The organism is Mesorhizobium sp. P2_E6, from assembly GCF_056403835.1.
This window is the reverse complement of sequence record NZ_JBFUEQ010000014.1, coordinates 145,475-159,139: the sequence shown is the minus strand read 5'-3', so window position 1 is coordinate 159,139 and position 13,665 is coordinate 145,475. Positions and strand designations below refer to the sequence as shown.

The window sequence follows — 13,665 nt, the reverse complement described above, 5'->3', positions numbered from 1 at the left end:
CAGCGCGCAGTTCACTCGACCAATATGCGCGCTTCCCGTGCTGCGTCGATGAACGCGTCTCTCGCGACGTCAGCCGTTCAAGGCCTGCTGGCATGCCCGTTTCGCGGATCGGTGTTTATCGCTACCTCCGTCACGCCAATGGTCGTTAAGCAGGTAAGCTTGTCGAGCGTTGGTCAGGTTTCGGATGTCACCGCTTATGCCGGTGGCAACAGATATTGGCTTGGAAAACCACGCATCATACATGGGGCGGCCCGCCTCGAATTGGCTGAACTCTCACAACGCGCCTCGTCAGGCGAAGTTTCATCGACAGCCATCACCCTTGCGTGAACCCCGGGTTTTTGAATAGCAGCGGTGCGTCGAGAGCGGTCGCGCAGGCAGCAAGTAGGCGCTGGTCTGGAAGAGCGGACCGAATGCGCTCATTTCTTGCAACTCTGATCGGGAAGGAGTTATCTGCGGAACACAACGCAGTTGTTAGTCGATAGAAGCGCCGAGCAATGTCGAGAGCCAGATCGCTATCGAGGGTGATATCCTCGCGAATGACTGTCTGTTGTCTTGATGCAAAGGGCGCACGCTGGCTGCCGCACTTACCGTCGGGTCCGGAACGTCCGTCGGCGCAGTTGGCCGCGCAGCGCTGAACTTCGGCCTTAGTCGCGGTGTATGCAATCGCGGATTGAGAACCGAGTGCATAGGAAAGGAGCCACCCATGTCCCAGGCACCGAACCAAGAAGACGCCACCAAAAGTCTATATGCAGTCCGGCCTGCTCAGAATCACTCAAAGATAATCAAGTTCACGAGTAAGGCGGCTAAGGGTGAGCCTGCAGAGGCGGACACCTCGGTGGAAATTTTCTGCGACAATGGCAGATGGTATTGCCAGGTTTGTCGAGGAGGTGAGAAGACCCGACCGATGGGTCCGTATACAAGACACCAAGCCGAACAGATCCAGGATGCGCGCCGGAAGTTGATAGCGAAAATGGGGTCCAATAGACTGATCTTCGAGGCGATACGGAATGGTTAGGGCCGCCAACTTTTCACATACCGCCGCAAGCAAGCCCAAAGCCTAGCCGGATTTAATGATGATTGAAGACCTTTTTATCCGCAACAAAATTTGGTCAGACGAACGGAAAGCCGAGAGGGTTGATTACTTTCAACGTCTTTCGAACTTGCAAAATCCTGAATATCTCTGGATCGGCTGCTCCGATAGCCGCGTGCCGGCCAATGTGATTGCCGGGTTGGAACCCGGCGAGGTTTTTGTGCATCGCAACGTCGCCAACCTCATCCATCCCACCGATCTGAATATGCTCTCCGTTGTCGAATATGCGGTAAATCAACTCGGCGTGCGGCACATCATCGTTTGCGGGCATTATGGCTGCGGTGGCATCCGTGCCGCTGTAAGCGGCAAAGGTCTGGGTCTTATCGATCATTGGCTGCAGCCAATCAGAGATGTTGCCGAGGCCGAATTCGAATGCCGGGATTGTGGTACTTGGAGCGACCCGGATCTTGACCGGCTCTGCGAATGCTCGGTCGTTTCCCAAGTGACACGTCTTGCGCGCACGCCGATCCTGCGTGCGGCGTGGAGGTCAAATAAGAACGTATCGATCCATGGTTGGATATATGGATTGAAGGACGGTTTGCTCTATGACTTGAACTGCACCATAGCCGGCAGCCAGGATATCTGAATTCGTGGCGCTAGGGCACTGACGCTTTCCTGGCGCGATCCTAGCGGGCAGACATCGCGAAATCTCAAAACCCAGCGGTAAGCTGACACCCGGTTGGCTTATCCCCAGGTGTCGTCATCACGCTCTCCTTGTTGCCAGTCCGAACGGACTGATCCTCGTTGTCAAAGCGCGTTTGGCAGGGCGTAAGCGATGATGGCATCGCCGGCCTCTGTCCCCGTCGATCCGTGGCCGCCGGCAACCACGACGAGGTACTGCCGCCCATCCGCGCCCTTGTAGGTGGAGGGCGTCGCCTGTCCTCCCGCCGGCAACCGGTCGCGCCAGATTTCGGCGCCGGTCTTAAGGTCATAACCGCGGATGTAATAGTCGAGAGTGCCGCTGAGAAAGGCTACGCCGCCCTTGGTGATGATCGGCCCGCCAATTCCGGGCACTCCCATTTTGAATGGCAGTGGGATCGGCGACAGGTCGCGCACGGTGCCATTGACGTGCTTGTAGACGACTTTGCCGGTGGTCAGGTCGACGCCGGCGACGTAGCCCCAAGGTGGCGACTGGCATGGCAGGCCAAGCGGAGACAGAAAGGCGCCCATTTTCGCCGCGTAAGGAGCCCCAAAATTCTCGTTGAAAACATCCTCCCCATCCTTGCTGACGACGCGGGCGAACTGATCAGGGCGCGGTACGAGCTTGGATGTGAAGGCGAGATAGACCGGCATGGCGAACATCACTTGACGGTCCGGGTCTACGGCCACCGCGCCCCAGTTGAACGTGCCGAAATTCCCGGGATAGATAATCGAGCCCTTTTCCGTAGGCGGCGTGTAGCGGCCCTTGTAGTCGAGGCTGCGGAATTCAATGCGGCAAGCGAGCTGATCAAGCAGCGTTGCGCCCCACATATCCTTTTCGGTAAGCGGCTCAGGCTTGAACGAAATCGCCGAGACTGGTTGGGTCGGTGCGGTGGCATCTCCTTTGACAGCACCGCTCGGGGCGGGTTCCTCGGTGACCGGAAGCACAGGCTCGCCAGTCTTACGGTTGAGAACATAGACTTCGCCTTGCTTAGTCGGCGCCACGAGCGCCGGCACGACCTTGCCACCAATGGTGAGATCGACAAGGCTCGGCTGCGCCGGCACGTCCATGTCCCATAGATCGTGGTGCACAGCCTGGAAGACCCAGGCGACCTTGCCCGTGTTCACGTCCAGCGCGAGGATCGAGGAGGAGAACTTCTCGACTTCTGCACTGCGGTTGACGCCATACTGATCAGGCGATTGGTTACCCATCGGAAGGTAGATCAGCCCGAGCTTTTGGTCGTAACTCGAAACGCTCCAAGAATTCGGGGCGTTTTCCGAATAGGTCTGGCCGTTGGCAATTGGTGCGGTTGCATCGGGCTTCTTGGAATCGAAGTTCCAGACAAGCGCCCCAGTGTTGACGTCGAAGGCCCGGATGACGCCAGATGGCGACGTGGTCGACGCGTTGTCGTTGACGGCGCCGCCGACAATCACCAGGTGGTCGGTAACGACGGGCGGAGAGGTTGAATAGACCGAGCCGGGCGTGATGTTGGGCATGTTGGCCCACAGATTTATGGTGCCATCGTCGCCGCCGAAACCGGGGCAGATTTTACCGGTCTCAGCGCTGATCGAGATCAGCCGACCATCGGACGTCGGCGTAATGAGCCGTTTGACGCAGGATGGTTCGATCGAGGCTGTGGTCGTGGGATCCTTGCGGTCAACTTCGGGATTGGGGTCGCCGCGCTTAGCCTGGCCGGTCACCACGTTTTGTGGCACGCCTGCCGCTTGTGTGGTCACTTCGGCCACACTTGCCGCGAGGCGCTGTTCTTCGGTCGATGCCGCCTGTGGTGCGCCGGTTGCGGGGGCGGCCGCCGACGCGGCCGGCTGCTCTGCACCGCCGGCGGGTGGGCTCGCGACTGGCGAACCGTCGAAATAGGCGACACCACGGCAGGTGAGGTGTTGGGTTGTTTGCTTTACCGTCTGCTTGAGGTGCGGATCGAAGCGCCACTTCTCCTTGCCGGACACCGCATCAAGCGCAATCACCAAATTGTGCGGCGTGCAGACGTAGACGGTGTTGTCGATCATCAGCGGCGTCACCTCATAGGTCGCCTCGCCCGGATCGGCAGGACCGCGTATGTCGCCGGTGTGGTAAGTCCAGGCAACTTTCAGATTACTGACGTTCTTCGGCGTGATCTGGCTGAGCGGCGAATAGCGGTCCCCGGCCGCGGTTCGGCCGTAGGCCTGCCATTCTCCATCTGGAACGAAGCTTTTGATCTCCCGTGTGGCGGACATGCGATCGTCGGCGAAGGTGCCGGCGAGATCGTGCGGCATCTGGAACATCGCGTAGACACCGGCAAGCACCGCGACTACGAGGGAGCCGGCCAGAAGCCCGCCGGGGCCGTTGTATCGGGCTGAGCCCATGTCAATTCTGTGAAGTGACTGCACCATCGGCGGCAGCAGCAGGAGGACGCCGAGCATGATGAGCAGGCTGCCGCGCGCGGAAAGCGCCCACCAGTCGAAGCCAACTTCCCATATCGACCAGCCGAGCGTCACCAGCAGCGTTATGCCGTATAGCGCCAGCCCGGCGGGGTTGCGCCTAAAAGTTAGCGCTGCTGAAATCACAAGGGCAGCGCCGAGCACAATGTAGAACCACGATCCGCCGAGCAGTGCGAGCCAGCCGCCGCCCGCTAGCAGCGCGGCCCCGATAACAAAGATTACGAGTGAGAGGATTATCCGATACATGAAGTTCACCGCACCTGCTGGCCGCATGCATGGTTCCTCGGGCTACGATTAAGGGAGCGTCCCCAAACGACCGCCTTTATGTACAAGGAGCACGCGGGTTTCTTCTAACTCCATCGCAACCGACACCCGCCTGGTAACGTTCCCGACACAGACAACAACAATTCGTGATGTGAGAGGATCGGTCGTTTCGGTTCCTGCCGACATGAGCGCGGTGCGGGGCTCAGTTCGCAACGAGACGCCATTCATCGTCCTCCAGATCGAATCTGGAAGCCTATGAATCATGCTTCATCCCAGTTTTGAATCCTGAATGTCGATTGGACCTAGTCTATCTCAGCGATTGGTCGAGCACATCGATCAGCCGGTCGACTTCCGCGACAGTGTTGTAGTGAACCATGGATACGCGAATGACGCCATTTGGCGACAGCCCAAGCGCTTCGGCCAGGCGGCGCGAATGGAAATCGCCGTGGCGCACGCCGATCCTGGCCTGGTCGGTTCGCGGGATGATATCCTGGGGCGCCTGGCCGTCGACCGTGAAGCTGATCGTCGGCACCCGAAGTGTCGCCTGCGAGCTCCGATCGCCAACGATCCGGACGCCATTGCGCACGCGCAGCCATGACAGCAGCCGTTCGCCGATCTCGGCCTCGTGCGCCGCGATATGGTCGAATGCGCTCTCGATTGCCTGGCGGCCCTTACCTGCGCCCAGCGTCTCCAGATAGTCGACAATGCCGGCCGCGCCCCAGACAAGTTCATAGCAGGGATTTCCGGGCTCGAGTTTTCCCGGTACTTTGTCCCTGCCATAGAAATAGTGATAGAGGCCATCGAGTTCGAGCAGTAGTTCATGGCGCCCGTACATGACCGCGTAATGCGGTCCGTAGGTCTTGTAAAAGGAGAATACGTAGTAGTCGACGTCGAGTTCCTGGACGTCGAGCGCGCGATGCGGGGCGTAAGCGACACCGTCGACGCAGATGCGAGCCCCGCGCGCATGAACGAAATCGGCGATTTGCCGGATCGGGTTGATGGAGCCGAGCAGGTTGGAGGCATGGGTCACGCAGACCAGCCGCGTGCGATCGCTCATCAGCGCGTCGAGCGTGTCGAGGGATGGCATAAGCGTTTCGGGATCGATCTCCCAAACCCTGAAGACGATGCCGCGCTCTTTTAGGATTAGCCAGGGACCGATGTTCGACTCATGATCGAAATTGGTCACGACGATCTCGTCACCCGCCGTCAACTGGCTTGCCATGGCGGTTGCCAGAAAGCGCACCAGCACGGTTGTCGAAGGTCCGAAGAAGACCTCTTCGGGCCGCGCCGCGCCAACGAATGTGGCGATGCGGGCGCGTGCCTGCGCCAGCATCTCGCTGGCTTTGACCGACGGCCCGTAGGAGGCGCCGGTCTGGACGCTTGTCGTCAGAAGATAGTCGGCTACTCGCTCGGCCACCGGGCGCAGAACCTGCGAACCGCCGGCATTGTCGAAAAACGCCCAGCCTGTTTCCAGCGCCGGAAATTGGGAACGAACAAAATCGATATCGAACGACATGGATGGCCTCGTGGGGAAAGTCTTCAACGTTCAGATTTGGCGAGACGCTTCTCCAGCATGCCGACAAGCCGGACCAGGGGAAGCAGGATGATGAGGTAGATGGCGGCCGCCACGATCAGCGGCGTGGGATTGGCTGCTAGCGCCTGCGCCTGGTTTGCCTGTTTTAGCAGGTCGGGCATTGCCACCACGGAAGCCAATGCCGTGTCCTTCATGACGTTGATGGCGTTCGAGGTCAGCGGCGGTACGACAATCTTGATCGCTTGCGGCAGGATCACCTTGAGCATGGTCGAATAGAAGTGGAGCCCAAGCGCCCGTGCTGCTTCGAATTGACCTTTCGGAATAGCGACGATGCCGGCGCGGATGATTTCGGCCGAATAGGCGGCCGAGATCATCGAGATCGAGGTTGACGCGGCCGTGAACGAACTGAACCGGATGCCGGCAAAGGGCAGCGCGTAGTAGACGACAAACAGCAGCACCAGAACAGGTATAGAGCGGAACACATCGATATAGGCGACGGTCACAAACCGCACAGGCGAAGGCCCGTAAAGTCGCAGCATCGCCAGACCAATGCCGACGAAGAACCCGACAAGGATGCAGACGATGCCAAGTGTCAGCGTGGTGGCAAGGCCACTCAGGATGAGCGGCAGCGTCTCCACGAAGACGCGGTAGTTCAAAAACGTATCGAAAATGGACATGTCCCAGCCTCTGCGTCACGGGAGAAGGAGGCCGCAACGCGGTCTCCTTTCACATGATGACCGAGATCAGAGCTTTGGCATATCCAGGACAGTCGACGTGGCAAGCCCTTCATCGGGCTTGGTGCCGAACCAGGTTTCGTGGATCTTTGCCAGCGTGCCATCCTTCTTTAGCGCGGTGATGACGTCGTTAACCTTGGCAGCCAGCGGCGCATCCTTGGCAAACATCACGGAGTACTGCTCCGTGGTTTTGATGCGTTCGACAACTTTGAACTGCGGCTTGTCCTTCGAGTAATAGAGCAATGCCGGTATGTCCGAGATGTAGCCGTCGATGCGGCCCGCCTGCAGATCCAGCATTGCCGGCTGCAAGCCCTCATATTTGTTGATGGTGGCGATCTTCGTCTCGGCCTGATGCGCGGTGGTCCAGATATCACCGGTCGAACCGGTATCGACGCCGACGGTCTTGCCAGCCATGCCGGCGAGGCCGGTGATGCCGCTGTCGCTCTTGACGGTGAGCGACTGGTCGCTGTCGTAATAGGGCTGGGCGAAGCTGACCGATTCAAGGCGCTTCTTGGTGATCGTGATCGATGAGACCGCTGCGTCGATCTGACCGGACTGAACTGCGGCGAACAGACCGGCGAACGGGATGTTCGTGAACTTGACGTCCATGCCGAGCCGCTTGCCGACCTCTGTCATCAGGTCGATTTCAAAGCCCACCATCTTGCCGCTGGCGTCCTGGAACTCCCAGGGAACATTGCCGATGTTGGCGCCGACATTGATCTCCGCGGCGTGCGAAACGGCGGCAGTGAAAGACCCCAGGGCAAGTGCTCCCGAGATCAGTATTGCTTTCAACACTCTCATTGAATTCCCCTTTTTTGATGACTTTTTTGATTGAGGTGGTTAGACCGGTCTGACCAGTCCGACCAACCAACCATGTGCCCCTGAAAAATGCAAGGCATTCCGTCCGTCAGCCGGATCGGTTACCTCTGACGCGAGCAGAGGTGCAGCCGGATCGGCGCTGCCGCCCCAGAATGGAAGAAATTCGATGCTTTCGCGTGTTCCAGTACCCCACGCCGCCGCTAGGAAAATCCAGGGCATGATCCTCGGTGGAGAACTGAAGTCAGGTGAGAAGGTGCCGTCGCAGCGCGAGTTCGCGCTCAGTCTCGGCGTCAGCCGTGCCTCATTGCGCGAAGCCCTGCTGACACTCGAGACACTGGGCTTGCTGAAGACGGAACCGGGGCGAGGGACCTTCGTTTCGCAGGAAAGGCCTTCTGCGTCGCGTAACATGGCGCGGTGGCGCTATGCCGACAGCTATCCGGTTGCCGATGTTTTCGAGACGCGCATCATGCTGGAAGGGCGGATAGCTGGCCTGTCATCACAGACCCTCACAGAAGCCGAGTTTCAGGCTCTCGAGACTGAAACGGATACGATGGAAAGGAATTGGGAAAGCGGCGACCTGTTGGCTAATGTCGAGGCGGATCTTGAATTCCATGCAATCATCGCATCTGCCTGCCCAAACAGGATGATCGTTGATCTCTACCAGTCTGTCCGTGACAAGCTGACCGAGACACAAATCCAGCCAATTCCAATCACCGAGCCGGCTCGCATGCGGGCGTCGATCGCAGAGCACAGGCGCATCATACGGGCTCTGCGAAATCGCGATGCCGCAAAGGCAACGCGCGAGATGCAAAATCACATCAGCAACACAGCCCGTTGCGCCGGTATTTCGATCGTTTCGAGCGTTCTCAATTCAGATTGAAGACACAGAACGACGTGAAAGAACCACTCCACCGCGCGCTTTGGCAGAGCGTTATGGCCTTCGACAGGATGGGAGGGGACATTGCGACTAAGGCGGAACTCCTTGTGAGTAATATCGGCCTTGCGCGCCCTGCCGCGTCTCCAGCAAGCGGCGTCCATTGCCGAGCGAGAACATGCCGCTGCGACCAAGCACAATGTCGATGAGATCGATACGCTTTCAGTCCTCGGATTGCGAAGCGCCTATATAGAAGGGCGTATCGTCGCCTGGCCGAGCAGCACATCCTGGTCACAGTAGTCGCAGGATTGATGAAACAGTGCCGGACCGGGTTCGGCAACAATCTCGGCGGATCCGGGCTTTACTTGCTGACCTGCTCTAGCAGTTCGGCCATGCGCGTTTCGCCTTACCTGGTAGCTTCAGACTCTGGATTGCAGGGAGGTTCGCGGAACTGTCGCCTACCTCCACCAGCCCGACCATGCCTAGCCCGAAATGCGGTGTGCATTTGTATGCGTATAGACCCTCCTTGGTGAAGGTGGCCGTTAACAGTCCTCCGCGCCTTCAGGAATGCCGTCCTTGATTGACTCTGAGTCATGGCCCTTATCGGTGGCGACGAACGTGACGGTGTCTCCCGGGGCAATCTTCAGAAAGGCCGGTTCGAACTGCATCACGTGCCCTTCCGAATCCTTGTTGACCATCTTCACCTGATGATCGGCCGCAAGTCCGGACGCGGCAAACGCAATCGTGAATAGGGCAGTTAGTGCAAAACGGCTGATCATGAGCGAGATTTCCTTCGATTTCTTAAACGGCAAGTTGTGCCGCATGGCAAAGCAGATAGGATAAAGTGGGTTTCGGACAAGGCGAAATTCTGTCTCGCCCAGTGGCATTGTGCTCCGGGTGCCCTAGGTAGCCCATAACCCATAACATTGAGAGTGAGGAGCAAGTCATGACCGGTTCCAATCCATCCGGCACGCCAACGGACGATGCAGCGCCTCAACCTCACACGGACAGGCCGCTGATTTCCCGGCGAAGCCTGCTTGTTGCCACGGCCGGCCTGAGCGCTGCTTCGGTCACGTTGGCAGGGGCGAAGGAAGCCTTGGCACAGGAAACAACAAATACGGCCGCACACATGCATGGCATGGAAACGGCCACGAGCGACACGTCCGCCGGCTCGCTGAGCAATCGTCTCTACAACGTGAACAAGTTTAAGGGCGTGGTTGACATCGCCCGAGATCCTACCGACATCCCCGCCCCGATCACCCGTACCGGCCCGGACCACGTGCGCGTGGACCTCGAGACGGTCGAAATTGAGGCGCGCCTTGACGAGCGAACGACGTATCCGTTCTGGACGTTCAATGGCCGCGTGCCTGGACCGTTCCTCCGCGTGCGCGTTGGCGACACCGTTGAAGTCCACCTCAAAAACAATGAAAACAGCGTCATGATGCACAATGTGGACTTTCACGCGGCGACCGGCCCGGGCGGTGGCGCGGGCGCCACCAGCGCCAACCCCGGCGAGGAGAGGATGGTCACCTTCAAGGCGCTCAGCCCCGGTCTCTATGTCTACCATTGCGCCGTAGCCCCCGTCGCCATGCACATTTCGAGCGGAATGTACGGGCTGATCCTGGTCGAACCGGAAGGGGGCCTGCCGCCCGTCGACCGGGAGTTCTATGTGATGCAGGGCGAGATCTATAGCGAGGAGCCATTCGGGACGGCGGGACTTCTGACCGCTAGCTACGATAAACTCATCAGCGAAAGGCCAGAATATTTCGTCTTTAACGGACATGTCGGCGCCCTGACCGATCACTATCCCATGAAGGCGAAGGTCGGAGAAACGGTGCGCATCTTCTTCGGCGTGGGAGGACCAAACTTCACCTCCTCCTTCCACGTTATCGGCGAGATCTTCGACCGTGCCTACCAGCTCGGCTCGGTAACCAGCCCACCGATCGAGCATGTCCAGAGCATTTCCGTTCCGCCTGGTTCGGCGAATATCGTGGAATTCAAGCTGGAAGTGCCCGGCCGTTTCGTCCTGGTCGATCATGCGCTGTCGCGGGCCGAACGCGGTCTTGCCGGCTATCTCATCGTCGAGGGCGCCGAGAACAAGGACATCTTCGACGCTCCGCCGAACGAGAACGCATCGGGTCATTAGAACTGGGATGAAGACGAGAAAGGTCTGGAGATGAACTTCGTTTCAAAATCGGTCCGCAGGGCCTTTTTGCCCGCTTTCGTAGCGGTGCTTGTACTGGGGGTCGCACCCTCGGCCTTCGCTCATTCAGAACTCGTCAGTTCCGTCCCGGCAGCCAATGAAAGCGCCGGCAGTTCCCCGACCGAGCTCCGGCTTAGCTTTTCGGAGCCGGTGGAGCAGGCGTTCAGCAAGGTGAAGGTCACTGGTCCGGACGAGCAGCCTGTCGAACTGGGCAGGCCGACGCTCGATCCCGCCGACGACAAGGTTGTGGTGATTAACGTCGGGAAGCCTCTTGCGAAAGGTGCATTCGTCGTCGACTGGTCGGTTGTCTCGACCGACGGCCACAAGAGTTCGGGCCGCTACACGTTCGATGTGAAATAGGCAGCGCCTTGGACGCGGTGCTCTACGCGGCCCGTTTTATACATTATGCGGCGGGCATCCAGCTTTTTGGCCTGGCGGCGTTCCAGGCCGTGCTCGCCCCCGCGGGATTGCGGCAAGCTCTCGACAACCCGAGCCGCCGTCTCGCCTGGGTAAGCGCGGCCTTTTTCCTGCTGGGCGGGCTGCTGTGGCTGGCCGCCCAGGCGGGCAGCATGGGCGAGGGCTGGTCGGACGCCTTGAACCCGCAGGTGATAGCAATCGTCCTTTCAGAAACGGCATTTGGACACGCCTGGGGATGGCACCTCGGTTTCTGTGTCCTTGCCCTGCTAGCCTTGGTATGGCGCCGGACGGAAGGATGGCTGCCGTTGCTGCTACTTTCCACGCTCGCGCTGGGGAGCCTGGGGCTCGTCGGGCACGCCGCAATCGATACCGGACTCATGAGCATCCTCAATAGGAGCAGCCAGATATTGCATCTGCTAAGCTCCGGATTCTGGGTCGGGTCGCTGGTGCCGTTGCTTTACTGCCTTGTCGAGATCGACCGGCCAGACCATGGCGCCGCGGTTGATCTTGCATTGCGTCGCTTCTCGGGGCTCGGCCACCTGGCCGTCGCCATCGTGCTCGGCACAGGCGTTTCCAACACCTGGTTCATCCTCCGCGGCGGGACGCTTGATCCAGGGTCCGCGTACCAGCAACTGCTCGGCGCCAAGGTTCTGATCGCCATGACGATGGTCGGGCTCGCCGTCGTAAATCGATACGTGTTCGTTCCGAGGATTCCCAATGGGGGCCCCGGCGCACGCCAACTCGCCAGGGGGACGATCGCCGAGATGGTGCTGAGTGCGGCCCTCATCGGAATCGTAAGTATCCTCGGCACGCTGCCGCCAAAATGATCGGCTACTCTGGAAGGCAGGGCAGGGTTCGCAGAGTCCGGAGCGCCCGTGTGATGAACTCGAAGACTTGCGTCCCCAGCTTTGCTCGCCTCTCTCCGCAAGGGGGTGCTGCGTCCGGTCCTATCGCAACAACTTCGCGGCGAAGGTTGCGTTTGGACAAAGTTCGGACGTCCATACTGCTGTAGTTTTGAGACAGTGGTCGCGCGGCAGGGCTTGCCGACCGACCGAGTGGAGAAGCAGTAAGATCCGCGCTTTCGCGCAAAGACTCCCTGAGTTGCGGGTGAACACAATGCAAATCGAGATCGGCTCGGACGATATCCTCATCGACGCAGCATTGCTTGCCGATTTGCTTCGTCTTGATCCAACGGCTGTGCACTCGTTAATGAGGACACGGGAGATTACATCCTTTTGTGAACGCGGGATTGGCGAGAACGAAGGCGAATATCGATTGAGCTTCTTTTATGGCAATCGCCGCGCGCGCCTCAACATCGACTCCACAGGAAACGTCATACGCCGCTCGATGATCGACTTTGGGCAAGCTGTCTTGCCGCGCCAGTTGCATCGCACAGGCGGATAGCCTCCGGGTCGAATGACGGCTTGCTCGAGGTCTCTCGGTGGTCGTCACGAATTGTTCAACGCCGATTGGAAGCGCCTTAGGCGGCTTGGTCGGGCGAGCTGCGACGATTGCTACGGATGCCAACGTGACGGCGACTTCATGATACGGTTCGAAAACCCACTGGCGACAGCCCGCGATCGTCTCGGTGTCATCGGTGACGACCGGCAACTCATGGAAGCCGCATCGCGCCTTTCCGACGATACTCGTCACATGATTATAGTATGCGACAGTGCCAGTACGATGGTTGGCGTGATCACTCTAACAAGAACATGCCGGGCGGCATGATCGGCATCCTGCGCCAACACCCCGCCGATCGATGTCTACCGGACCAGAAACCATTAGCGAGGAAATTCAATGGGTGAAAGTGGCGTTCAGGTAGGCCGAGTCATGCGCGTTGGCGACGGTTTTGAGGCACGGCTCGAGCGGCTTATTGGGCATGATCGAAATACGATTTGGCATATGCTTACCGTGTCACAGGCGCTTGCGCAGTGGCTCGCGCCAGGCTCTATCGACCTACGGGCTGGTGGCGTGGTTCATATCGACTTCGCAGATAGCGGACGGACGATCGAAAGTACCGTGCTTCAACTGAACCCGCCACGGCTGCTTGAGTACTCATGGAGCAGTGGCGATGAACCCAAGCGTCCGCTGCGTTGGGAACTGAACGCGGCCGCTGGCGGAACACAGCTGGTGCTGACTCTGCGGTTACCTGCGGGAGAAGATGTCGCCAAGGCATGTGCTGGCTTTGACGCCCATCTTGAGATGCTGGCTGCTGCGCTTGAGGGCGTCCCGATTGGCTTTCCCGTCGATTATTTTCTGAAGGCTAGGCGCGCCTACCGGGAGTTACTGTCGGACTAAATCACATCGACACCACTGATCTCCATCGTTGCCGATAACGCAAATCAACAGCTACGCCTTGGGATTTTACCACCAGCCTTGCCGCAGAGCCGCTCTCCCCTGTCGAGAGCCGGAAATGCGCGCGATCTCAGCCGGTCGGCTTCGATGCAAAACATGCGGACCACCGCGAACGGGGACAGTCGGTCCCGCGTCCCGTCCTGCGGCCGGCGCTATGCTGATGCTCCTACGGCTGTCCCGTTCACCGCCCGCGGCGGGGGCGAATTTCCTCCGTCCTACGCGCGACAATGATCCGCTGTTGCGGACGCGCGCAGGACTGCGGCTTATACGCCGTCCTTCCTTAGAGCGCCGACGGTCGCC

At 59.3% G+C, this 13,665-nt stretch carries 14 protein-coding genes; 7 read left to right on the top strand and 7 right to left on the bottom strand.

Going from position 1 to position 13,665, the window contains the following annotated elements:
• Window positions 1–69 precede the first annotated feature (69 nt).
• Window positions 70–243 (bottom strand): DUF982 domain-containing protein, encoded by a 174-nt coding sequence (locus AC1D08_RS28920; RefSeq protein ID WP_477424662.1) that lies wholly within the window; start codon window positions 241–243, stop codon window positions 70–72.
• 830 nt (window positions 244–1,073) lie between these two features.
• Between AC1D08_RS28920 and AC1D08_RS28915 the strand changes: the two genes are divergently transcribed.
• A complete protein-coding gene (locus AC1D08_RS28915; protein ID WP_477424660.1) occupies window positions 1,074–1,676 on the top strand; it encodes a carbonic anhydrase in 603 nt (200 codons plus the stop codon).
• A 161-nt stretch (window positions 1,677–1,837) separates the two neighbouring features.
• On the opposite strand, the gene AC1D08_RS28910 is transcribed toward AC1D08_RS28915, so the two are convergent.
• The 4 genes from AC1D08_RS28910 to AC1D08_RS28895 form a co-directional block, all read right to left on the bottom strand.
• Entirely contained in the window at window positions 1,838–4,438 is a 2,601-nt protein-coding gene (locus AC1D08_RS28910) for a membrane-bound PQQ-dependent dehydrogenase, glucose/quinate/shikimate family (protein WP_477424658.1), read from the bottom strand.
• Between the two features lie 298 nt (window positions 4,439–4,736).
• Window positions 4,737–5,945, bottom strand: a complete 1,209-nt coding sequence (locus AC1D08_RS28905) for a cysteine desulfurase-like protein (RefSeq protein ID WP_477424656.1) — start codon at window positions 5,943–5,945, stop codon at window positions 4,737–4,739.
• A gap of 23 nt (window positions 5,946–5,968) precedes the next feature.
• Window positions 5,969–6,640 (bottom strand): amino acid ABC transporter permease, encoded by a 672-nt coding sequence (locus tag AC1D08_RS28900; protein WP_027033714.1) that lies wholly within the window; start codon window positions 6,638–6,640, stop codon window positions 5,969–5,971.
• A 66-nt stretch (window positions 6,641–6,706) separates the two neighbouring features.
• Window positions 6,707–7,498 carry a transporter substrate-binding domain-containing protein gene (locus AC1D08_RS28895; protein ID WP_477424654.1) on the bottom strand — a complete coding sequence of 264 codons (792 nt, stop codon included), beginning with the start codon at window positions 7,496–7,498 and terminating at the stop codon, window positions 6,707–6,709.
• Window positions 7,499–7,682: 184 nt separating this feature from the next.
• On the opposite strand from AC1D08_RS28895, the gene AC1D08_RS28890 reads away from it, so the two are divergent.
• Window positions 7,683–8,396 carry a FadR/GntR family transcriptional regulator gene (locus AC1D08_RS28890; protein ID WP_477424652.1) on the top strand — a complete coding sequence of 238 codons (714 nt, stop codon included), beginning with the start codon at window positions 7,683–7,685 and terminating at the stop codon, window positions 8,394–8,396.
• A gap of 372 nt (window positions 8,397–8,768) precedes the next feature.
• On the opposite strand, the gene AC1D08_RS28885 is transcribed toward AC1D08_RS28890, so the two are convergent.
• Complete coding sequence (locus AC1D08_RS28885) at window positions 8,769–8,939, bottom strand: plastocyanin/azurin family copper-binding protein (protein WP_477424684.1); 171 nt, start codon at window positions 8,937–8,939, stop codon at window positions 8,769–8,771.
• The gene (locus AC1D08_RS28880; RefSeq protein ID WP_477424650.1) at window positions 8,933–9,169 is read right to left on the bottom strand and encodes a plastocyanin/azurin family copper-binding protein; all 237 of its coding nucleotides are present in this window, start codon (window positions 9,167–9,169) and stop codon (window positions 8,933–8,935) included. Before AC1D08_RS28880 ends, AC1D08_RS28885 begins: the two co-directional genes overlap by 7 nt.
• 167 nt (window positions 9,170–9,336) lie before the next feature.
• On the opposite strand from AC1D08_RS28880, the gene nirK reads away from it, so the two are divergent.
• The 5 genes from nirK to AC1D08_RS28855 all read left to right on the top strand — a co-directional run bounded on the left by nirK (window position 9,337) and on the right by AC1D08_RS28855 (window position 13,308).
• A complete protein-coding gene (gene nirK / locus AC1D08_RS28875) occupies window positions 9,337–10,536 on the top strand; it encodes a copper-containing nitrite reductase (protein ID WP_477424648.1) in 1,200 nt (399 codons plus the stop codon).
• A 30-nt stretch (window positions 10,537–10,566) separates the two neighbouring features.
• Window positions 10,567–10,953 (top strand): copper homeostasis periplasmic binding protein CopC, encoded by a 387-nt coding sequence (gene copC, locus AC1D08_RS28870; protein WP_477424646.1) that lies wholly within the window; start codon window positions 10,567–10,569, stop codon window positions 10,951–10,953.
• Between the two features lie 17 nt (window positions 10,954–10,970).
• Window positions 10,971–11,837, top strand: a complete 867-nt coding sequence (copD, locus tag AC1D08_RS28865) for a copper homeostasis membrane protein CopD (RefSeq protein WP_477424682.1) — start codon at window positions 10,971–10,973, stop codon at window positions 11,835–11,837.
• Between the two features lie 289 nt (window positions 11,838–12,126).
• Entirely contained in the window at window positions 12,127–12,414 is a 288-nt protein-coding gene (locus AC1D08_RS28860; protein WP_477424644.1) for a DUF6522 family protein, read from the top strand.
• A 393-nt stretch (window positions 12,415–12,807) separates the two neighbouring features.
• Window positions 12,808–13,308, top strand: coding sequence for an SRPBCC family protein (locus tag AC1D08_RS28855; protein WP_477424642.1), 501 nt, complete (start codon window positions 12,808–12,810; stop codon window positions 13,306–13,308).
• Window positions 13,309–13,665 lie beyond the last annotated feature (357 nt).